Source organism: Lujinxingia litoralis, from assembly GCF_003260125.1.
Lineage (GTDB): Bacteria > Myxococcota_A > Bradymonadia > Bradymonadales > Bradymonadaceae > Lujinxingia > Lujinxingia litoralis.
The window spans coordinates 1-21,567 of record NZ_QHKO01000018.1; the positions used below are offsets into that span (position 1 = coordinate 1).

Below are 21,567 nucleotides of genomic sequence, written 5' to 3' on the forward strand. Positions count from 1 at the left end.
CCCCCGTGTCAGCGACGACAACCCCTACTCCGAGGCGCTTTTTCGCACACTTAAATACCGGCCGGAGTACCCCCAGAAGCCTTTTAAAACACGCGAAGAAGCGCAGGCCTGGGTCGACGGATTCAGCGACTGGTACAACGACGAGCACCTCCACAGCGCCATCGGCTTTGTCACCCCGAGCGCGCGGCATCACGGCCACGACACAGCCCAACTCGCCGCGCGCCGTCGTGTCTACGAGGCCGCGAAACGCCGCCATCCCCAGCGTTGGACCGGTGCAGTCCGCTGTTGGGAGTCCCCGGCTGAGGTGTATCTGAACCCCTCAAAACTCACGCGCTCCAGGCTCGAGATGGAGGGCTGTGCGTAGTTCGATGAGGCGGCAACTATGTTGACACTCACCGTGCACGAGTACCAGCACGAGTTCGTGCACGAGTACCAGCACGAGCACGAGTTCGTGCCCGAGTACCAGCTCGAGTTCGTGCCCGAGCACGAGCTCGTCCACCAGACCAAGCCACAAGCCCCACCCTCTCCTTCTTTGGAAATCCCCCTCCCCTGGCCAACTGTTACACCTGTGCGTATTCTATGTGTCAGCTGTTACACCCCTCCAGGCCCCCGGAGCCCTCTATGTCCAGCGCACCTCTGGTCGAAGACATCCTCAACCTCGAGCCCGACGAGACCATGGAGGCCCACATCCTCCAGGGCTTTCACTACCGCACCATCGAGGCGCTGCAGAACTACCTCAATCTCAGCCAGGTCGAGATGGCGAACGCCCTGGGCGTGAGCCGCCAGACCCTGATCCGCAACCTCAAGGCCAAAAAGCACCACCTCTCCGCGCAGCTCTCCGACCAGCTCTACCGCGTCGCCCGCATCACGCGCCGGGCCGTGGAGGTCTTTGACCAGCGCGACGCCGCGGCCCGCTGGCTCAAGCACCCCAACCCCGCCCTGGGGAGTCGTCCCCCACTCCACCTTTTAAAAACCGACGCCGGCGCCGAGAAGGTCGCCGAGCTTCTCGGCCGCATTGAGTTCGGGGTCTACAGCTGATGCACGCCTTTCGTCTGACCGACGCCAAATACGCCTCCACCGCCTTTGACGGCGAGGGCGCTCGCCGCTTTGGCGGCCGCTGGAACCACCGGGGTTCGGCGGTGGCCTACACCTCTGAGAGCCTCGCGCTGGCCACCCTGGAGCAGCTTGTGCACGTGGCCGCGGGCATCCCCCTGAACAACCGGGTGGCCATCCGGGTCGACATTCCCCCCGAGCTCCCCATCCGCACGATCCTCCCGGACCAGCTCCCCGAAGACTGGCGACGCGTCGACGGGTTGCGCGCGCTCAAGACCCTGGGCTCCGAGTGGCTCTTGAGCCAGGAGTCCGCCCTCTTGCGTGTGCCCTCGGTGATCATTCCCTCGGAGTTCAACCTGCTCATCAACCCGGCCCACCCCGATCTGGAGCGCCTGCACTTCCATCCTCCGGAGCCCTTTGAGTTCGACCCGCGTCTCCTCAGTTAGCCCCCCTCCTTCGGGGGTTGCCCTGATCGCTCCTCCCCACTAGTCTGCGCCCTCCCACACCACTCACCACATCGTCATACGCTTCACCCCCGGGAGGAACCATGCAGTCAACACTACGCCCGCCCCTTGCCGGTCGCCTGACCACCCTTGTGTGCCTGACTACCCTGCTCAGCGCCTGTGGGGCGTCCAACGCCAACCAACGCAACACCGGAGAGATGGCCGCCCTGGACCTGCCCGACGCCCAGAAGGTCCACGAGCTGGCCAGCGCCCCGGCCCCCGAACTCGACTTAAGCGAACTGGCCGGCCCGGAGCCGGCCGAACGCTGGGAGCTGGTCGCCCCCCTGCCCAATTACTTCGGGCACCAACCTCGCCAGCAGACCGAGAGCTGGGAGCGCTCCTTCGTCGAGCAGGTCGACGCCCTGAACGATACCCACCGCTCCGAGGCCAGCGCCTGCGTGGCCCGCCAAAACGCCCACTACGTCCGCCACACCCGGCGCCTGCCCGACCGCGAACTCCGCGGCTTCATCAACGCGCGCTGCGGCTGGGTCGGCGAGAACCACGTCATCGAGGCCTTCTTCTTCGAGGGCACGGTCCCCCTGGACCAGGTTGCCGAGATGGAAGCTCAAAAGAGCGAAACCTTCTTCAAAAAGGCCCGCAACGCCAACCGGGGGCCCCTGGATGTGGGGCTCTTCATCGGGCCGGTAGACGGCCAGGTCGTCGTCACCCGGGTCGCCGCCCCGCGCAACATCACCCTGGCGCCGCGCCCGATGAGCGCCGGCGCCAGGGGCACCCTCGAGGGCCGCGTCCACGACACCGACGCCTATGAATTCGTGCATGCCGCGGTCACCGACGGCGATCTCCAGGCCAGGAACTGCGAGCGTGACCCGGCCGTGCGCTTCCCCGCGTTCCGCTTCCACTGCGGCGGCACCGCCCACGACGAGCAGGGACGCACCTTCTTTGAGTTCGCCCTGAGCCGTCGCGACAGCCCCTGGGCCGACCACGGCTATCTGGGGCTCTTCGCCAGCGACCTCAATAACCTGAGCTACACCAGCACCGCCGCCCGAATCCCCGCCGCCGACGATGCCACCGACGAATTCGATCGCCTCTCGCGTCAGCTCAACGACATCCGCACCTCGGCCAGCATGGACCCGGTCCAGATCGCCAGGCGCCAGTCGGGCACCCTCAACCGCCTCTTCCCCCATCTGCTCGACGCCACGCGCCGCAACGACAACGCGGCCGCCGAGCTCTACATCGGCGCGATCATCGCCGGCTGGGACATCGACGAGCCCATCCTCTCCGGCGACCTCCTCATGCGTCACTCCGCCCACGCCGACGCCTCCAAGACCATGGCCTCCCTGATGATCAGCCCCATGGCCCGCCTGGTCCTCTTCGATGAGCGCCTCAGCCACCTGGCCCTGGCCTCGGTGCGCGGGATGAACGCCACCAGCCTGGCGATCGGCGGCTACAACCGCGTCCCCCAGCTCTCCGGTCAGGAGGTCGTCGAGCGCGCGCTCCACACCATCAACTCCGCTCGCCAGGCCGCTGGAAACCGCCCGATCTTCGACTCCGAGAACTACCAGCAGGCCGCCACCCTCCTCTCCCAGGCCATCATCGATGGCAAAACCACCCCCCAGCAGGCCAGCGAGCGCGTGGTCAAGGCCATGGTCAATAACCTGGACTCCTCGGTGCGCTACTGGACGCTGACCACCGATGACCTCGACGCCTTCCCCATCCCCGAAGACATCGTCACCGCGCGCCTGCTGCGCGCCACCGTCATCGCCGCCCCCTACCAGCACCCCGACGACGCCTGGAGCATCTACCGGGTGATCATCATGTACGCCACCAACGAGATCCGCTGAGCGGATTCCCCCGGCGTCTCCCACCTCCAGCCCCATCCCATACAAGCCCCCCCAGGCCCCGCGCTTCGGGGGGCTTGTTGGGATCGTTGTCATCTCCTCAATTGCAGGGCTCACGGCACGCGACGCCCGCAACGATTGCCCCCTCCCCGGCCATCCGCGTCACTTAAGTTCACCCCCCTCCTTCGGGGGTTGCTTCGCCCCTCCCTCCCCTCTAGTCTGCGCGCTCTCGTCTCTCCGACGTTACATCTCGATACGCATCCCCCCGGGAGGAACCATGCCGTCGACGCGACGCCCCCCCCTTGCCGCTCGCCAGGCCACCCTCGTGTGCCTGACCACCCTTGTGTGCCTGACCACCCTGCTGCTCAGCGCCTGTGCCACGTCCAATGCCGACGCCGACTCCTACCAACGCAGGATCGGAGAAATGGCCAAACAGGACCTGCCCGACGCCCAGAAGGTCAACGAGCTGGCCAGCGCCCCGGCCCCCGAGCTCGACTTAAGCGAAGCGGCCGGCCCGCCCCCGATCGAACGCTGGGAGCTGGTCGCCCCCCTGCCCAATCATCTCGGGCACCAGCCTCACCAGCAGACCGAGCCCTGGGAGCGCGCCTTCGTCGCGCAGGCTGATGCACTCGAAGACACCCACCGCTCCGAGGCCAGCGCCTGCATCGCCCGCCAGCTCGCGCACTACCTCACGTACCGCGGGCACTGGCCCGATTACGAGCTCCGCAGCTTCATCGACGCACGCTGCGGCTGGATCGGTCGTTATCACCGCAGCAACGTATCCTACTTTGACGGCTCGCTCTCCCTGAACGAGGTCGCCGAGCGCAGCGCACAAAAGAGCGAAGATTACTTCAACCAGGCCCGCGACGAGCTCCAGGGCCCCCTGGATGTAGGACTCTTCATCGGAAAGGTCGGCAACCAGGTCGTCGTCACCCGGGTCGCCGCCCCGCGTATCCTCTCTCTGACACCACGCCCGATAAGCGCCGGCGCCAGGGGCACCATCGAAGGCCGCGTCCACGACACCGAAACCTATGACTTCGTGCAAGCCTCGGTCACCGACGGCGATCTCCAGGCCAGGGACTGTCAGCGCGACCCCGCGGTGCGCTTCCCCGAGTTCCGCTTCCACTGCGGCGGCACCGCCCACGACGAGCAGGGGCGCATCTTCTTTGAGTTTTCCCTGGACCGTCGCGACAGACCCTCGGCCGACCACGGCTTTTTGGGCCTCTTCGCCAGCGACCTCAATCACCGGAGCTACACCAGCAACGCCGCCCGGATCCCCGCCGTCAACGCCGACGACGAGCTCGATCGCCTCGCGCGTCAGATCAACGCCGTCCGGGCTGACGCCGGCATGAGCCCGGTCCAGCTCTCGCAGCGCCAGTCGGCCACCCTCCACGGCCTCTACCCCCACCTACTCGACGCTCAGCGCCGCCAGGACCGGGCCGCCATCAGGCTCTACCGCAACGCGATCATCGCCGGCTGGGACATCGACGAGCCCATCCTCTCGGGCACATGGATCACGCGTAGCCACGCCAACCCTGAGTCTCACCGCACCCTGGCCCCCCTCCTGCGCAGCCCCATGGCCCGCCAGCTCCTCTTCGATGAGCGCCTCAGCCACCTCGCTCTGGCCTCGGTTCGCGGAACGAGCGTTACCAACCTGATGATCGCCGGCTACAACCGCGTCCCTGATCTCAGCGGTCAGGAGCTCGTTGAGCGCGCGCTCCACACCATCAACTCCGCTCGCCAGGCCGCTGGAAACCGCCCGATCTTCGACTCCGAAAACTACCAGCAGGCCGCCACCCTCCTCTCCCAGGCCATCATCGATGGTAACTCTACGCCTCACCTGGCCCGCCGGCGTGTAATCAACGCCATGGTCAAAAACCTGGACTCCACCGTGCGCTCTTGGACGCTGACCACCGACGACCTGGACGCCTTCCCCATCCCCGAAGAAATCGTCACCGCGCGCCTGCTGCGCGCCACCGTCATCGCTGCCCCCTACCAGCACCCCGACGACGCCTGGAGCATCTACCGCGTGATCATCATCTACTCCCTCGACGAGATCCGCTGAGCGGCCTGGAGCTCTGCCCCCCTCACAACGATGCATCGGCACCCTTGATTTTAACGTTGATTCTCTGCCTATCAGAACTACCATCGCGGCATACTCCCACTCTCTCGACGCGATGATCTTGAGCATGCTCTGGTGGCTCGAAGCACTTTTGGCGGCATCACCCATCCTGCTGATCCTGGTGGCGATGGTCGTCTTCAAACGCTCGGCGACCACCGCCGGCGCCTTCGGGCTGCTCCTCACCCTCGCGCTCACCCTCCTGCACTTCGGCTTCCCCTCCCTCGCCAGCGCCCCGCTGACCTACGGGCTGGTGGGCTCCCTGGCCGAGGCCACCTTCACCGCCGGCACCATCCTGTGGATCATCCTCGGCGCGCTCTGCATCCACCGGCTGCAGATGCAGACCGGAGCCATCGAGACGCTGCGCGACCAGCTGGGCCGACTCACCGACGATCCGCGCCTGCTGGCCATCCTCATCGCCTGGTTTTTTGCGCTCTTTCTGGAGGGCGCCGCCGGCTTTGGCACCCCGGTCGCCCTGGCCGCGCCCTTTCTCGTGGGCTTTGGCTTTAAGCCGGTTCAGGCCGTCACCATCACGTTACTCGGCCACGCCGTCGGGGTGTCTTTTGGCGCGGTCGGCACGCCCGTCCTGGTGCAGATCGCCGCCAGCGGCTTCAGCGGGCTCGACATCGCCCGGGTCACCTCAGACGTTCACGCGCTGGTGGGCGGCGCGATGCTGGCCCTGGTGCTCTGGCGCGTTCACCGCCGCGGCCCGCCCCACGATGCGCACCCGGTCAGCCGCCGCGCACTGCTCGGCTGGTTTCTGCTCGCGGCCACCGGGTTTCTTGTGCCCATGTGGCTCATCGCCCACGTCATCGGCCCGGAGCTACCAACCATGGCCGGCGCCGTGGTCGGCGGCGCCGGCTTTATCGCCGCCCTCAAACTCAGCGGCCGCCGCCTCCCCCCCACCTCGCCAGCCACCACAGACGATGAACCCCAGACCAGCCCGGCACTGCCCCTGGGCCGGGCCCTCTCGCCATACCTCGTCGTCATCGCCCTGGTCCTTCTTACCCGGCTCATAGGCCCGCTTGAGTCACTGCTGCGCTCGGTCGCTGTGTCCTGGCAGCTCTTCGAGAATTTTGAGGGGCGTTTTGAGCCCCTCTTTCACCCGGGCACCCTCCTCATCCTGGGGTTTCTCATCGGCGCGCGCCTTCAGCGGACATCGGCCCGGGAGGCCGGCCGCGCGGCTCTGGGAGCGCTGAAGATGGTGGCCCCGGTCACCCTGGCGCTGGTCGCCATGCTCAGCATCTCCCGGCTCATGGTGCACGCAGAGATGATCGACGCCCTGGCCGAAGCCGCCGCCAGAACCGGCGCTGCCTGGCCGCTCTTTGCCCCGGTGGTCGGCACGCTGGGCACCTTTGTGACCGGCTCGGCCACGGCCTCCAACATCCTCTTTACCGACTTTCAGCTCGCCACGGCCGAACGCCTCGGCCTGGACCCGCTACGCCTGATCGGCGCTCAGGGCGTGGGCGCCGCCGTGGGAAACACCATCGCTCCCCACAACATCATCGCCGGCTGTGCCACCGTGGGCATCGCCACACACGAGGGCGAGGTGCTGCGCCGTACCCTGGGCGCCTGCGCCCTCTATCTGCTACTGGGGGGCCTGCTCGTCCTGTACCTGAGCGGCTGATTGCCCCCCCTCCTGTTCTCCTCACCGCAACCCCTTTTCGCGAGCCCCCGACGATGAACATCACCATCTTTAGCGCCAAACACTACGACCGAACCTTCTTCGACCGCACCAACACCAACGACCGACACACCCTCCGCTACCTGGAGCCTCGCCTCAACGCCGAAACCGCCTCGCTGGCCGAGGGCGCCGACGCGGTCTGCGCCTTCGTCAACGACCAGCTCGACGAGGACACCCTGCGCGAGCTGGCCGCCCGGGGCGTCAAACTCATCCTCCTGCGCTCCGCGGGCTTCAACCACGTCGACCTGGCCGCAGCCACCCGCCAGGGCCTCACCGTGGCCCGCGTGCCCGCCTACTCCCCCCACGCCGTCGCCGAACACACCCTGGCCCTGATCCTGACCCTCAACCGCCAGACCCACCGCGCGTTCAACCGGGTGCGCGAGCATAACTTTTCGCTGGAAGGCTTGATCGGATTCGACCTGCACCAGAAAACCGTCGGCATCATCGGCACCGGCACCATCGGCACCGCGTTCGCCAGCCTCCTCAGCGGATTCGGCTGCCGACTCCTGGCCTACGATCCCTACCCCAACGACGCCTGCAAAGAGCTGGGCGTCGACTACGTCGACCTCCCCACCCTCCTGGGCGCCTCCCACATCATCAGCCTGCACTGCCCGCTGACCCCCGAGACCCACCACCTGATCAACGCCGAGGCCCTGGAGCAGATGCGCCCGGGCGTAATGCTCATCAACACCAGCCGCGGCGCCATCGTCGACACCCGCGCCGTCATCCAGGGACTCAAAAACGAGACCATCGGCTACCTGGGGCTCGACGTCTACGAAGAGGAAGAAGCCCTCTTCTTCGAAGACCAGTCCGAGCAAATCATCCACGATGACCTCTTCGCTCGCCTCCTCACCTTCCCCAACGTGCTGATCACCGGTCACCAGGGCTTCTTCACCCGCGAAGCTCTCAGCAATATCGCCCGCATCACCCTCGCCAACGCCACCGCCTTTGAGTCCGGTCAAGGCACGCTCCATGAGGTCACCCTCAAGCGCCAGTCCCCGGCCTGACCGACCAGCCTGACCGACCGGGGGTTCGACAAGGTCCAGTGCTTATGCGCCTTTGCGCAATTTACCTTGCCGCAACTACCTCTCTATTTTAGGGACCGGGGAGCGTGCGGGCATAGGCGAACGGGACATAAGCGACCGGAACATGACCGAACCATCTGACGGACCGAGGGTTCGACAAGGTCCACATCCTTCCCTGACATCACAGCCCAATATGCAATTCTCGCCAGCAAGAAATGCACTTTGGCCTCCTTAACATCACTTCTCGCCGGAAAGGTCCGCGACTGGACCTCTCCAGCTGGTATTCTCCCCACCTAGATCCACGACTCCACGCCTCGACCGGGCGTTCTCGCTACCAAGATCCACGACTCCACGCCTCGACCGGGCGTTCTCGCTACCAAGATCCGCTACTCCACGCCTCGACCGGGCGTTCTCGCTACCAAGATCCGCTACTCCACGCCTCGACCTGCCATTCTCCCTTCCGCCACGTCACCTGCATCGATGGTTTGGCGTGCAGCGACGATGTAAGAGACTGCCTCGGCGACTGAAGCGCCTTCCCCTCCTCCCCCCAACACACTCCACCTCCCTCCCCCCCCCGGCTCTCCCATGACCTCCGAATTCACCACCCCGCAGCGCATCCCCGGCCTGCGTCACACCACCACCGAGGATTACCTCACCCGCATGGCCAACCTGCAGGCCTACATCACCGCCCACCTCGACGACGACCTCGCTCCCGACACGCTCGCCGGGGTCGCGGCAATGTCCAAACACCACTTCCACCGGGTGTTTCGGGGCATGTTCGGTGAATCGGTTGCCGAGCACCTGCGCCGCCTGCGCCTGGAACGCGCGGCCATCCAGGTGCGGCGCAGCGAGCGCCCCCTGCTGCGCATCGCCGTCGACGCCGGCTACGGCTCCCACGAGGCCTTCACACGCGCCTTCAAGAGCCACTTCGACCTCACCCCCTCCCAGCTTCGTGAAGCGCTACCCCCGCACTACGACCGCCGCCTGAGCTCCGAGCTCCGACCGACCCTCCCCGAGGCCCCCCTCGACGTAGAGCTGCGAGAGCGCCCCGCCACCCCGGTGATCATGCTACGCCACTGGGGCCCCTACCTTGAGATCGGGCCGGCCTTTAATCGCCTCCTGGCCTGGGCGCTGGAGCGCGGCCTCGACCCCGAGGCCATCGAGCTTTGCGGCGCCTACCACGACGATCCCGAGATCACCGCCGCCGAACAGCTGCGCTCCGACGCCTGCGTGGTGCATCGTGGCCAGTTGCAGGGCACCGGGGAGTACGTCGCCTCGGAGCTTCCGGGGGGGACCTTTGCGGTGGTGGTGCATCGTGGGCCCTACGAGACCCTGTATAAAACCTACCTGCGCCTGATCGGCCACTGGCTCCCCTCCAGCGGCTACGAACCCGTCGCCGAGCCGCTCATCGAGCGCTACCTCAACCACCCCGCCCACACCCCCCCCGAAGACCTTTTGACCGAGGTCTGGGCGCGCCTCCAACCCGCCTCCGCGCACCTTTAAGCCCCCTCCTCCAGGCCGATCTGCAGCTCCACCTGCGGGGCCTCCCCCCCGAAGCGGTAGATCTCCAGGTCGACCTCGTAGCTGCGCCGGTCGCGATCCTCCCAGCGCTCCCAGACCTCGGTCCACCCCGCCCACACCGCCTGGGGCGTCACGTCAGGCAAGGTCGCACTGGCCCAGTTCTGCGCCGGAACCTGCACCCGGCGCATCCCCTCGGGCACCTCTCGCTCGGCGTCGCACGCCACCGCCAGCACCATCGTGTAGGGCGCCTGCCAGTCGCCGGCGTAGTCGGTGTACACCGCATAGATCGTGCTCACATCACCTAGCTCCGCGAGCAGATTCTCCGCCATCACCCGCTCCCAGAACGCCGGAATATCCTCCCAGGCGGTGGCGTGACTGCTGCGAATCTCCAGGCCGATCAGGGTGCGGGCGAGCTCTTCTTTTCGACAGAATTCAAGGCTCATGATGTCTCCTCGTAGACAGGGGTTGTGTGTCGCTCCCAGGCGGCGACGATACCCACCCTATCCCGCCCCCCTCGCCGCGCGTTTGATAGTCCGTGCTATCTTTTGCCCTTCGGCCACCCTCTTTTCCCCGCGCACCTCTCCCCCTGGCAGCTCACAGCCACCTGTGGCACTCTACCCTCTCCACCCAAAACTTAATCGTTCCTGATACCCCACAGGGGGGCTGGAACAGCTGCCTTTTTAAGCCGTAGGGCCGCACCCCTTCTAAAGGAGATGGTATGTCGGAAACCAAATTCGATATCACGCTACGGTCCTGGATGGAGCGCAGCGCCGAGCGCCTGCGTTCGGTCAGCGCCGAGAGCACCCACCCCTTTGCCGGCCCGGCCCTGAAGCTGGCCGTGGAGCTTCTGGAGCACAGCCTCCCGCCCTACCGTCAGGCCATTGACCGGGTGGCCGCCGAGGGGGAAGACGCCGCCCGCGCCGCCGAAGAGATCGCCCGCGCCGAGGACCGGATCGACCAGGCCTACCTCCGCCTCTGGGCCACCGCTCAGAGCCGCTACTTCAGCGCCCGGGCCGCCCCCGGCGTCGACGAAACCCTGCTTAAGCGCCGCCTGGAGCGCGGCCTGCCCCTGAGCCCCTCGGTCTTCTCGTCGCTGGGCGTCGACCGCGCCCGCTCCCACATGAAGGGCGCCCTGATCTACGCCACCGACGCCCTGGGCGTCGACGACCCGGCCCTCACCGAAGCCCTCCAGGCCCTGGACCACCTGGACCAGGCCCTGACCCGCACCGACCGCGAAAAGGCCCAGGCCGTGCGCGCCACCCAGCTCATCTTCGAGGCCCGGCAGCAGGCCCGCCAGGCCTACACCGCCGCGCGCCAGATCGTCGAAGCCGCCCTGGCCCTGGAAGACGATGAGAGCCTGCGGCAGCTGATGCCGGCCGTCGGCTCGCTCTACCATACCACCAGCGCCCCCGCCCGCTCCTCAGTTCCCCCGGAGCCCACCCAGGCCTGAGCCCGCTGGCCATCCCCCGCCCTCATCGCCCTCCCCCTTTCGGGAGGGCGTTTTTTATGATGCACCTGCAGAGCCCCGGGTCGAGCCCTCCGGCCGGACTTCTGCACCCATTCCCCTCTGTACTTTCTCCCGGGATATGCGAAATTACCCGCGCTCCACCAACCCCCGAAAGAGGGAACCCATGCCTCGCTTTACGCTGCGACGCCTTTTGATGATCACAACCCTGGCCCTGACCAGCGCGGGATGCGCCTCAGCCCCCACCCACTCGCCGCCTCCGGGCGCAGACAAGGCAGACCCGGGTCAGGTGCAGTCCACAACAGGCCTGGTCTACGGCGATCTGAGCGCGGCGAGGGAGGCATTTGGCCGGGGGATTGAGCGGGGACTGGGGCCTTTTGAGCGCACCGAGGTCGAGGAGATCAGCGGCGCCCGGGCCCTGGAGGTGCTGGCCTCCTACGCGCTGGACCCCGCGCAGATGCAGCGCCTGGAGCCCCCCCTCTTTCCGGGCGGCCCCTCCATGCGCCAGGTGCTGGAGACCCCGGGGCTGCGGGTCTGGCTCTTTCGCGGGCACAGCGCCCACTTAAGCGAGATCAACGAGCTCTTCATCCCGATGCCCGAGGTGGGCGCCGGAGCGATCGAGCCCCTGGTCGCAATGGGCGGGCCGGGCATTCGCCTGCAGCTGGGCGCGCTGCGCCTCAAGGCCCAGAGCGACCCACCCCAGGGCTCCCCCGAGCTGGCCGACTGGCCCACCCTCACCCCGGAGCGTTTTGAGGCGCTGCTCCAGTCTGGCGAGCGTTTTGTGGTCTACCAGCACCTGGAGGGCTGCATGAGCGCGCCGATGTACAACGGGGTGCTCAACGCGCTGGAGCTACCCGAGGACCTCCCGATCTACGTCGACCACAGCTTCGCCACGCTCGGCAACTACGCCGACGCCCTGCTCCGGGGACTGCCGGCCTCCTCCTTTGTGGTCTTCGAGAAGGGCGACTGGCGCGATGTGTACCCGGCGCTCACCGAGCCGGTGGATGCGACGATGGCGCACTTTCTGGCGCGCAACGCCCTGGTGACGCCGGGCCCGAGCGCCCCGGTGATCGCCGCGGCAGACTTTGTCGAAGGCTCCGATCTGGCGCGGGGGCTGACCCTGGGCAAGTTCTGGTCCTCGCTGCAGATGCGCGATCAAGACCTGCGGGGCCTGCGCATCACCCACGGCGCGATCTCCGGCAGCGACTTCTCCGGCGCCGACCTGAGCCACGCCCACCTGGCCCACACCTTGATCAGCCACACCAGCTTTGAGGGCGCCCGCACCGAGGGCCTCACCCTCCAGGGCGTGGTGCTGCGCGAGGTGACCTGCGTCGACGGCTCGGTGCGCAGCGGGGAGGTTGGGGATTGTCTGGGCGGCTAAATCGCCCCTCTAAGCCCCCCCTTCGGCTCTCCACAGCCTTCACCCGGACTCCAAACACAGGCGCTTTCCATGAAACGAGCCTCTCTGGTAGCGGCCGCACTGGCCCTCATAATGTCTGGCACCGCCCCGGCCTGCACCCACTCGCCAGCCCCGGTCGACACCGCCGACGCCCTTGCTGAAAAAAGTACAATCACCGGCGCCACGTCTGAAACATCTGCCACACCCTCGCATCAAACCGACATCAAGAATATTCATGTCCTGGTGCTCACCTCCGATGGCTGCGGTGCCAGCAGAAAGTTTGCACACCACCTCAATGAGTTTCTCGTTCAAGAGGATGTAGGCGACGAGCTTCGGGATCGACTTCAAATATCCAACACCCCCTCCGTACTTCCTTTTGAGCTTCGGCAGCCCTTACACCAATCCGGAGTGCCCGCCGTCTATATTTTCGAGCGGGGTCGGCTGATCGACATCCAGGTTGGCTACGTTGAAAACGAGGAGACAGGCTCGGTCCTCGACGAATTCCGGCTGCTCATGCACCGCTACGGTCTTCTGGACGCATCCTTTGCCGCCGGAATAGACCGCACGCTTCCCACGGAAGACGAGCTTCGAGAACGTGGAGGTGTTCAATACATGGTACTCAACAGCCCCACCATGGCTGGCATGGACCTCTCCGGGCTCAATCTTCGCCGAAATAACTTTAAAGGAGTATCATTCCAGGGCGCGGATCTTCGTGGCACCAACTTGCAAGGAACCACGCTTTCTTATGCAAACTTTGAAGATGCGCTTATCGACGAAGACACAAACTTCGAGGGAGCCTTTTGGCACGAAACCATCTGCCCGGATGGCATGATAAGCGACGCGCGTGGGTGCTTTAATCACGCGCCAGAGGAGCCGGCGCCCGTTGCAGATAACGTCGAGCCCCAACCACCCGCCACATCCCCAGAACACCCTCAGTGCAAGCTTCATAGTGTTGTCAACACCATGCGTGGTCCGGACCGGCTAACCATCGACGCCTACCGAGTCGATGCACAATGGGCACTCACGACCATTTTAAGCATTTATGAAGGCGTAGATGAGCGCCAACCCCAGCTCCCGGCCGCGCTATCAAGAGATGACGCCTTCGCGGTGTTCATGGATGCGCGAGACAACCAGGAGGGCTGGGTCTCTATCTTTGTGCTTTTCCCCGAAGAAATCGCCGCCGAATACTTCACCGGCCCCGGCACGAGCTTCCGCATTCCCCCCTCGCTGGCTGAAGAGTTCGCAGCATCCGCCTTCGATCATGGGAGCGCCGAGCAGCTCTTCCCCTCCCGGGACGACTGCTACCGCGACGCCGACTGAGGCTCGGCTCGCTCACCGCGCTCTCTTTCGACGAGCACAAAAAAGCCCGCAGCGCACACGCGCTGCGGGCTTTTATACAGGCGCGCTCAGCCCCTCAACCCGCCACGCCCAGCGCCACTCGCCCCAGCCCCTCCACCTCCAGGGTCACCTGGTCGCCCGGCTTAAGCGCCACCGCTTTGGTCGCCCCTCCCGCAAGCACCACCTGACCTTTCTTCAGCCCCTCGCCACGGGCGTGGAGCATGGTGATGAGCGCGGCCAGCGAGCGGGCCGGGTGCTCCAGAATGGCCGCCGAGGAGCCCGTTTCCACCACCTGGCCGTTGACGCTCATGACCATGCCCAGGTTGCCCAGATCGAGCTCCGAGGCCGGGCGCACCCGGGTGCCGAGCACGTAGCCGGTGGAGGAGGCGTTATCGGCCACCACGTCGATCAGCGTGAACTTAAAGTCTTTATAGCGGCTGTCGATCACCTCCAGCGCCCCGCAGACCCCGCTCACCGCGGCCAGGGCCTCCCGGGGGGTGGGGGTGCCGGCGATATCGGCCCCCATGATAAACGCGATCTCCGGCTCCACGCGGGGATGGCAGTAGTCGCCGTGCGCAATCGTCGCTCCATCGGAGAGCGTCATGGAGCTCGTCAGATGCCCGTAGATCGGCTCATGCACGCCCATCTGCTCCATCTTGGCGCGGCTGGTCAGCCCCATCTTCATGCCCACCAGGCGCTCCCCACGCTCCAGGCGCCGGGCGATGGAGGCCCGCTGAATCGTGTAGGCCTCATCCAGCGTCAGCTCCGGGAGCTCCGCGGTGAGCATCGTAAGCGGGGTGGTCGTGCGGGCGGCCTCGTCGACCTTCTCGGCCAACGCTTCAATCGTCTCTTCACTAAGCGCCATATCGCGTCCTGAATGCTGAGGGGGAAATGAGTGTGCAAAAGAAAAGACTTAGTCTGCGGATCGCGCGGCGAGCTCCAGCGCCACGTCCAGAATCATATCTTCCTGGCCGCCGACCATGCCGCGGCGGCCCAGCTCCACCAGAATGTCGCGCGGGTCGACGCCAAAGCGCTCGGCGGCCCGCTCGGTATGGAGCAAAAACGAGGAGTACACCCCGGCATACCCCAGCATCAGGGCGTTGCCGTCGGTCTGGACCGGGCGGCGCTGCAAAGGCCGCACGATCTGATCGGCGCAGTCGATCAGCGGGTAAAGCGCCACGCCGGTCTCCAGCCCCATGCGCTCACACACGGCGATCAAGACCTCCAGCGGGCAGTTGCCGGCGCCGGCGCCCATGCCCGCCACCGAGCCATCGACGCGGTCGGCGCCGGCCTCGATCGCCACGATCGTATTGGCCACGCCCAGCCCCAGGTTGTTGTGGTTATGAAAGCCCACCTGGCAGTCCAGCGCGTCGCGCAGCGCCCCGACCTTCTCGCGGGTCTCCTCCATCAGGAGCGCGCCGGCCGAGTCGGTCACGTACACACAATGCGCCCCGTAGCTCTCCATCAGCTTCGCCTGACGGACCAGCTCGGCGGTGGGCGTCATATGCGCCATCATCAAAAATCCCACCGTATCGAGCCCCAGCCTGCGCCCGTGCTCGATATGCTGGCGCGCCACATCGGCCTCGGTGCAGTGGGTGGCCACGCGGATCGTATCGACGCCCATGGCCCGGGCCTCATCGATGTCGGCGCGGGTGCCAATCCCCGGCAACAGGAGCGCCGCCAGCCTGGCGTGCTTGAGCTCGGCGCGCACCGCCTCGATGTACTCCCGCTCGCTATGGGCCGAAAACCCGTAGTTAAACGAGTTCCCCTGCAACCCGTCGCCGTGGCTCACCTCCACGATGTCGACCCGGGCCTCATCGAGTTTGCCGGCGATCGCCACCATCTGCGCCACCGAATACTGGTGGCCCAGCGCGTGCATCCCGTCGCGCAGCGTGCAGTCGTTGACGATGATTTTATTCAGGGGCGTTGACGTCGTCATAGCGAATCTCCAGTCCTGCTCTTGCCAGGGGGAGGCATGGCTCAGCTCACCAGGAGCTCGCCCATCTTCAGGGCGGCGGCCGTCATGATGTCGAGGTTTCCGGCGTAGGCCGGCAGAAAGTCGCCGGCGCCCTCCACTTCCAGGAGCACGGTGGTCTTGACGCCGGTTAAGGGCGCCTGCCCCGGGATGCGCAGCGGGTTAGCCTCATCAAAGATCTCAAAGATCGGCTCGCGCACCAGGCGATACCCCGGCACGTAGGCGGCGACCTTCTCGACCACCGCCATCACCGAGCTTCGGATGGCCTCGGTATCGGCCAGCGCCGAGAACACGTGCACGGTGTCCCGCATGATCAACGGCGGCTCGGCCGGGTTGAGGATGATGATGGCCTTGCCCCGCCGGGCTCCCCCCACCTCCTCGATGGCCCGCGAGGTGGTCACCGTAAACTCATCGATGTTGGCGCGGGTGCCCAGGCCGGCGGAGCGGCTGGCGATGGCGGCGACGATCTCGGCGTACTCCACCTTCGCCACCTGACTCACCGCCCAGACCACCGGGATGGTCGCCTGGCCCCCGCAGGTCACCATGTTGACGTTGGGCGCCTGGCGATGCTCCTCCAGGTTGCACACCGGCACCACATAGGGGCCGACGGCCGCCGGGGTCAGATCGACCACCCTTTTGCCGGCCGCCGCCAGCGTTGGGGCGTGCTCGGTGTGAGCCCGGGCGCTGGTGGCGTCGAAGACCAGCGCCACCTCCGCAAAGCAGGCGTCCTCCATCAGCCCCGCCAACCCCCGGTGGGTCGTCGCCACGCCCAGCTCCCGGGCGCGCCTAAGCCCCTCGGAGTCTTCGTCGATGCCCACCAGCATCGCCAGCTCCAGCACCGCCGAGCGCTGCAGCTTGATCATCAGGTCGGTGCCGATGTTGCCCGACCCCAGAATCGCGACCTTTACCTTTGCCATGGTGTCACTCCCCAAAACGCACGCTCACCCGACCCAGCCCCGAGATCTCGGCCTCCAGAAAATCGCCCCGGGCCACCTGACAGACCGGCCCCAGGGCGCCGCTTAAGATCACCTGGCCGGCTTTTAGCCCCTGCCCAAACTCGCCGAGCTTATTGGCCAGCCAGGCCACCGCGTTGAGCGGATGCCCCAGACACGCCGCCCCGGCCCCGGTGGAGACCACCCGGCCGTTTTTGCGCAGGGCCATGCCGCAGGTGCGCAAATCGAGCTGGTCCAGGCGCCGGGGGCTCCCCCCCAGCACGAAGAGCCCGCTGGAGGCGTTGTCGGCGATGGTGTCCTCGTAGGTGATCTTCCAGTCGGCGATGCGCGAGTCGATGATCTCGATGGCTGCCAGCGCGTAATCGGTGGCGTGGACCACCTGGGCCACGCTCACGCCGGGGCCGCTCAGATCGCGGCCCAGCACAAAGGCCACCTCGGCCTCGGCCCGGGGCTGCAGCAGCCGGGAGGTCGAGGCGACCCCGGCGTCGTCCACGATCATATCGCTGAGCAGCAACCCAAAATCGGGCTCCGTGACCTGGAGCCAGCTCTGGATCGCCTCGCTGGTCAGCCCGATTTTATGGCCCACCAGCCGGGCCGGCGCGCGACCATCGAGGCCGTGGCGCAGCCCCCGCCAGCGCCCCACCAGGTCCTGAACGGCGTAGGCCTCGGCCACCGAGAGCCCCTCCAGCGACTGGCTGAGCGGGGCGCAGGGGGTGTGCTGAAACTGGGCGTCCCAGAGGATCTGGGCGGCGCGCTCCACGCGCTCGGGGTCGGGGGCGTTCATGGGGGCTCCGTGCAGGTCCGGGTCAGATCAGCAAGCGTCGAGAAGCGGGGCGGCCAGGGTCAGTTCAAGACCACCATCGCCCAGTAGAGCAGCCCCAGCAAGAGCGCGGGCAGCGCGTAGAGCCGGTCCTGGCGCGCCATCAGCCCCCCCAGCACCAGGGTCGCCACCCCCAGGGGCATGCTCATGTAGGGGATCGGCAGCCCCAGCGCCTGGGTGAGCCCCACCGGAAAGGCCAGCTCCAGCCCCAGGGTCGCCACGGCGATCAGCCCGCAGGCCGCGCCCATCATCGCCAGGGTGCCCCGGGCATACGACCCGAAGAGGTGTTGCAGCCGGGGGCGCTCCCCGGGCGGCAGGGGCTGAGGGCGTGGGGGCATGGGCAGCTTCGGCAGCTTGAACTTCAAGGTGGGGCTCCTGGCACAGGCCGGGTCATACGGCCGCTAAGTGGGCCTGTCCTAAACAAAAAAGCGGTTGCTGTAAAACTCGGCCATCCGCTTAAAGGTGATGGCCCCAAAGGCGTTGACCGCAAAGCCCGCCAGCACGCAGGCCTTAAAGAGGCGCGTCAGCGGTCGACGCCCCACGGCCAGGAGCACGATGAGGTAAGCGGTGAAATCCAGGCTGAAGCGGTAACCAAACTGCTCGTAGCCGGTGTTCTGATACAAAAAGCCCGGAATCGCGATCGCGGCCACCGTGGCCCAGAGCGCCCGGTGCAAAAAGCGCTCCCCGGCGTCGCGTCGCTCCCGGGGCCAGAGCAGGTACGCAAAGGCCGGGGTCGTCAGCAGCAGACTCATCCCGTGGCGGCTCACCACCACATAGGGGTAGCTCGTCTGCAACTCGGGCATCAGCGTAAAGGCCGCCGAGAGGTTCTTGCCCAGAAAATGCCAGTGGAAGAGCCCGTACTCGGCGATGCGCGCGATCCGCCCCTCGGCCAGGTAGCGATGCCCGAACTCGGTAAACGACTCAAAGCGCAGGTAGTTCATAAAGAGCAGGCTCAGCCCCATCACCAGGCAGGGGAGGCAGAAGAGCACCAGCTTTTTAAAACCCTCTTTATACTGCTCGGGTCGAATCAGCCGGCCCCCGGGGAAGGCCACCATCAAAAAGAAAAAGAGCGCCGAAAACACCAGAGGGGTGCGCGTGGCAAAGGCCATCGCCAGGCAGACCCCGGCTAAAAAAGGCCGCCGGGCGTGCAGCCCAAAGTAGATGTAGCCCAGGGTGAACGTGATGCCGATCACCAGCGCCGTGAACCAGACCTGCCCCAGCACCGCGCACCACAAATGCACCGTCCCAAAGCCAAAGAGCCCGGTGAGCCAGAGGTTATCGGAGCGGCTGCGCTCGCTGACCCCGGTGCCCGAGAGGCGCTCCAGCAACAAAAACATCAAGAGCACGTTGAGCGCGGCAAAAAAGAGCGTGAACCACACATCGTTGATCTCCCAGCCCCAGATCGCCGCCAGGGGCATCATCAAAAAGCCCGGCCCGGGGGGGAAAGATACGAAGTAGCGCCGGGTCTGCTCGGCGCCGCGCACCTCGCTGCGCGGGATCTCCATCTCATCGCCGCTCAAGAGCTTAAAGCGCCCGTGCTGCCCCCGCTCCATCCAATTGCCCCGGACCACCTCCCCGCTCTTCAGCGTGATCTCCCGGTAACTCGCCCAGTCATTGCGATGATGGGGCTCGCGGTCGAGCTCAAAGGGCTCCAGCCCCTGACGCCGGGCGGCGGCCTCATCGCTGACGGTGGCCGCGATCATCTGATTGTAGGTGTTGGCCAGGTACACAAAGTGGGTGTCGGGGCTGGGAGCTTTGAGGCGGTCGCCGCTGAAGGCCGCAAACACGGCCAGCGCGAGCAAAAAAATCCCTACCATCCACTGCCAGCGCACCGGCCGGGAGGGCGTCGTATTGTTTGAAGTCATCGTCATAAACCCATTGGCGAGGCTGCGTTGCTTACATCGGTGTTTGGCGCCGCGGACCATACACCTGCCCGGCGGCGCGCCACAATGCCGGCGAACTCCCGGCCGAAGGGGAGCGCGTCAAGCCGCGTTGGCCCGGAATCGGTTGCAATGTCGCTCGCGCTCCGTTGTAGTAGGGGACCAACCTAGCCATGCAAGCTCCAGGATCTCACCCCTCTCTTCACGCCAGGGATCTGCCCGTGGTACGCGCCTACCTCACCCCTCTCTTCGCCCTGCTTCTAAAGCTCTCGGCCCTGGGCCTGCTCATCAGCGCCTGCGCCAGCGTGGAGCCCGACTGGGGCATGGACGCCGGCCCCGATGACGAGCTCGACGCCGGTGCCGCCGACGCCGACGCCGACGCTGGGGCCGACGCCGCCCCTGATGCCGAGGTCGATGCCGATAGCGGCCCCGACGTGGCCGATGCGCACCTCGACCCGGATACCGATACCGACCCGCGGCCCTGCGGCGGCCTCTGCCGGGAGAACGAGCAATGCCGCGAGGAGGTCTGCGTCGATCTCTGCGACGAGGCCGGCCTCCAGTGTGGCGAACACACCCGGCTCGGTCAGGCGATCGACTGCGGCAGCTGTGACTTCGGGGCCTGCCAGGAAGGCCTCTGCGTGGACGTCTGCGCTCAGCTGGGCGCGGAGTGCGGCCAGGTCCACGTGGATGGCAGCGCCTACACCTGCTCCAGCTGCGCCGGCGGGGAGTTCTGCTCGCCAAATCAGCTCTGCGTGCTCCACCAGGGCTTTCTCGACCTGGCGGTGGGCTCGGAGCATACCTGCGGGCTGCGCCCCGATGGCAGCGTGCGCTGCTGGGGCCGGGGCGACCTGGGCCAGCTGGGCAACCGATCCTACAGCCCCAGCCCCAACACCGCGGCGGTGTTCGCGATGAGCAACGCCACCGCCCTGAGCGCGCGCACCGACCATACCTGCGCGCTCAAGAGCGACGGGCGCGTGAGCTGCTGGGGCAAAAACGACAAAGGTCAGCTGGGCACCGGCAGCACCTCGGCCCGGGAGTATCAGCCGCTGGCGGTGAGCGACCTGCTCAACGTCACGGCGGTGGGCGCCGGCGGCAACCACAGCTGCGCGCGCACCCAGGTGGGGCTGGTGCGCTGCTGGGGCTACAACGCCCAGGGCCAGCTCGGCGGCAACACCACCACCGCCACCCTGGACAAGGTCACCGTGCAGGCCGAGGGCGGTGGACACTTCGATCAGGTGCTCGACGTCGGCACGGGCAACCTGCACGCCTGCGCGCTGCGCACCGACGGCCAGGTGTTTTGCTGGGGCATCAACAGCAAGCAGCAGCTGGGCATCAGCGGCACCCAGGCCGCGACCACCCCGCGGCAGGTCTTTAACCTGCCGGCGACGCGCCAGCTCCGCGCCGGCTTCGACCACACCTGCGCACTGACCCTCCAGGGGCAGGTCTACTGCTGGGGCAGCAACAGCCAGGGGCAGCTCGGCCGGGGCACGACCTCTACCAGTGGGCTGGCCCAGCAGGTGACTCTGCCGGCGGCCGCCGTCGACGTGGCCGCCGGCTGGACGCATACCTGCGCGGCGCTGATCGACGGACGCGTGTACTGCTGGGGCCAGAACCAACGCGCCCAGCTGGGCCAGGCCTCCACCCTCACGCTGAGCGCCACCCCGCGAGAGGTGTCCGGCGTCAGCGACGCCTACCGGGTGGGCGCCGGCCGCTACCACAGCTGCGCGCTGACCACCGCCGGCGACGCCTGGTGCTGGGGGGCCAACGACAACGGCCAGCTCGGCGACGGGACCTACGGCGACGCCAACAACGAGCGCGTTGCCCCGGTGCGGGTCGCGCTCTAACGCCGGTGGGCGCCCTGCGTACGTGATCCACGTGGAGGAGACGCCCCCCTTAACTCCCCCCATCTGGCGAGTCTCTGCGGCGCAGGTGGCGCCGCCGGGGCTTTGGATCTACGATGCCCGCGCAGCTTCTCCCTTGCCCGCGCGCTAACGCCCCACCGGGCCGCTCGCCACCCCTGTTGATCCACCGCT

At 66.8% G+C, this 21,567-nt stretch carries 20 protein-coding genes; 12 read left to right on the top strand and 8 right to left on the bottom strand.

The window, feature by feature from the left end:
* From DL240_RS19205 to DL240_RS19240, 8 genes are all read left to right on the top strand, one after another.
* On the top strand, positions 1 to 364 hold a 364-nt coding region (locus DL240_RS19205), incomplete at its 5' end, for an integrase core domain-containing protein (protein ID WP_146618367.1).
* Between the two features lie 257 nt (positions 365 to 621).
* Positions 622 to 1,038 (top strand): type II RES/Xre toxin-antitoxin system antitoxin, encoded by a 417-nt coding sequence (gene parS / locus DL240_RS19210; protein WP_158542804.1) that lies wholly within the window; start codon positions 622 to 624, stop codon positions 1,036 to 1,038.
* Positions 1,038 to 1,499, top strand: coding sequence for an RES family NAD+ phosphorylase (locus DL240_RS19215; RefSeq protein ID WP_111731518.1), 462 nt, complete (start codon positions 1,038 to 1,040; stop codon positions 1,497 to 1,499). The genes parS and DL240_RS19215 overlap by 1 nt, the downstream gene beginning before the upstream one ends.
* A gap of 101 nt (positions 1,500 to 1,600) precedes the next feature.
* Positions 1,601 to 3,358 carry a hypothetical protein gene (locus DL240_RS19220; protein WP_111731519.1) on the top strand — a complete coding sequence of 586 codons (1,758 nt, stop codon included), beginning with the start codon at positions 1,601 to 1,603 and terminating at the stop codon, positions 3,356 to 3,358.
* Between the two features lie 274 nt (positions 3,359 to 3,632).
* Positions 3,633 to 5,420 (top strand): hypothetical protein, encoded by a 1,788-nt coding sequence (locus DL240_RS19225; protein WP_111731520.1) that lies wholly within the window; start codon positions 3,633 to 3,635, stop codon positions 5,418 to 5,420.
* 124 nt (positions 5,421 to 5,544) lie between these two features.
* The gene (locus tag DL240_RS19230; RefSeq protein ID WP_111731521.1) at positions 5,545 to 7,101 is read left to right on the top strand and encodes an L-lactate permease; all 1,557 of its coding nucleotides are present in this window, start codon (positions 5,545 to 5,547) and stop codon (positions 7,099 to 7,101) included.
* A 53-nt stretch (positions 7,102 to 7,154) separates the two neighbouring features.
* The gene (locus DL240_RS19235) at positions 7,155 to 8,165 is read left to right on the top strand and encodes a 2-hydroxyacid dehydrogenase (protein WP_111731522.1); all 1,011 of its coding nucleotides are present in this window, start codon (positions 7,155 to 7,157) and stop codon (positions 8,163 to 8,165) included.
* 603 nt (positions 8,166 to 8,768) lie between these two features.
* Positions 8,769 to 9,686, top strand: coding sequence for an AraC family transcriptional regulator (locus tag DL240_RS19240; protein WP_111731523.1), 918 nt, complete (start codon positions 8,769 to 8,771; stop codon positions 9,684 to 9,686).
* Here DL240_RS19240 and DL240_RS19245 read toward each other — a convergent pair.
* Positions 9,683 to 10,147 (bottom strand): GyrI-like domain-containing protein, encoded by a 465-nt coding sequence (locus DL240_RS19245; RefSeq protein ID WP_111731524.1) that lies wholly within the window; start codon positions 10,145 to 10,147, stop codon positions 9,683 to 9,685. The genes DL240_RS19240 and DL240_RS19245 overlap by 4 nt on opposite strands.
* A 275-nt stretch (positions 10,148 to 10,422) precedes the next feature.
* Here DL240_RS19245 and DL240_RS19250 point away from each other — a divergent pair, with 275 nt between their 5' ends.
* The 3 genes from DL240_RS19250 (at position 10,423) to DL240_RS20350 (ending at position 13,888) form a co-directional block, all read left to right on the top strand.
* Positions 10,423 to 11,154 (top strand): hypothetical protein, encoded by a 732-nt coding sequence (locus DL240_RS19250; RefSeq protein WP_111731525.1) that lies wholly within the window; start codon positions 10,423 to 10,425, stop codon positions 11,152 to 11,154.
* 181 nt (positions 11,155 to 11,335) lie between these two features.
* Positions 11,336 to 12,550, top strand: coding sequence for a pentapeptide repeat-containing protein (locus tag DL240_RS19255; protein WP_111731526.1), 1,215 nt, complete (start codon positions 11,336 to 11,338; stop codon positions 12,548 to 12,550).
* A 69-nt stretch (positions 12,551 to 12,619) separates the two neighbouring features.
* Positions 12,620 to 13,888, top strand: a complete 1,269-nt coding sequence (locus DL240_RS20350; protein WP_199589872.1) for a pentapeptide repeat-containing protein — start codon at positions 12,620 to 12,622, stop codon at positions 13,886 to 13,888.
* A gap of 94 nt (positions 13,889 to 13,982) precedes the next feature.
* Here the strand turns inward: DL240_RS20350 and DL240_RS19265 are convergent, their stop codons facing one another.
* The 7 genes from DL240_RS19265 to DL240_RS20155 are packed head-to-tail and all read right to left on the bottom strand — an operon-like array spanning position 13,983 to position 19,709.
* Positions 13,983 to 14,771, bottom strand: a complete 789-nt coding sequence (locus DL240_RS19265; RefSeq protein ID WP_111731527.1) for a 2-keto-4-pentenoate hydratase — start codon at positions 14,769 to 14,771, stop codon at positions 13,983 to 13,985.
* 48 nt (positions 14,772 to 14,819) lie between these two features.
* Entirely contained in the window at positions 14,820 to 15,845 is a 1,026-nt protein-coding gene (gene dmpG / locus DL240_RS19270) for a 4-hydroxy-2-oxovalerate aldolase (protein ID WP_111731528.1), read from the bottom strand.
* A gap of 41 nt (positions 15,846 to 15,886) precedes the next feature.
* On the bottom strand, positions 15,887 to 16,798 hold the full coding sequence (locus tag DL240_RS19275; protein ID WP_111731529.1) for an acetaldehyde dehydrogenase (acetylating): 912 nt from the start codon (positions 16,796 to 16,798) through the stop codon (positions 15,887 to 15,889).
* Positions 16,799 to 16,802: 4 nt separating this feature from the next.
* Positions 16,803 to 17,618 (bottom strand): 2-keto-4-pentenoate hydratase, encoded by an 816-nt coding sequence (locus tag DL240_RS19280; RefSeq protein ID WP_111731530.1) that lies wholly within the window; start codon positions 17,616 to 17,618, stop codon positions 16,803 to 16,805.
* Positions 17,619 to 17,677: 59 nt separating this feature from the next.
* A complete protein-coding gene (locus tag DL240_RS19285) occupies positions 17,678 to 18,019 on the bottom strand; it encodes a hypothetical protein (RefSeq protein ID WP_111731531.1) in 342 nt (113 codons plus the stop codon).
* 51 nt (positions 18,020 to 18,070) lie between these two features.
* Complete coding sequence (locus tag DL240_RS19290; RefSeq protein WP_146618434.1) at positions 18,071 to 19,519, bottom strand: hypothetical protein; 1,449 nt, start codon at positions 19,517 to 19,519, stop codon at positions 18,071 to 18,073.
* 31 nt (positions 19,520 to 19,550) lie between these two features.
* On the bottom strand, positions 19,551 to 19,709 hold the full coding sequence (locus tag DL240_RS20155) for a hypothetical protein (RefSeq protein ID WP_158542806.1): 159 nt from the start codon (positions 19,707 to 19,709) through the stop codon (positions 19,551 to 19,553).
* Between the two features lie 46 nt (positions 19,710 to 19,755).
* Between DL240_RS20155 and DL240_RS19295 the strand changes: the two genes are divergently transcribed.
* Positions 19,756 to 21,378, top strand: coding sequence for an RCC1 domain-containing protein (locus DL240_RS19295; protein WP_111731533.1), 1,623 nt, complete (start codon positions 19,756 to 19,758; stop codon positions 21,376 to 21,378).
* Positions 21,379 to 21,567: the final 189 nt, after the last annotated feature.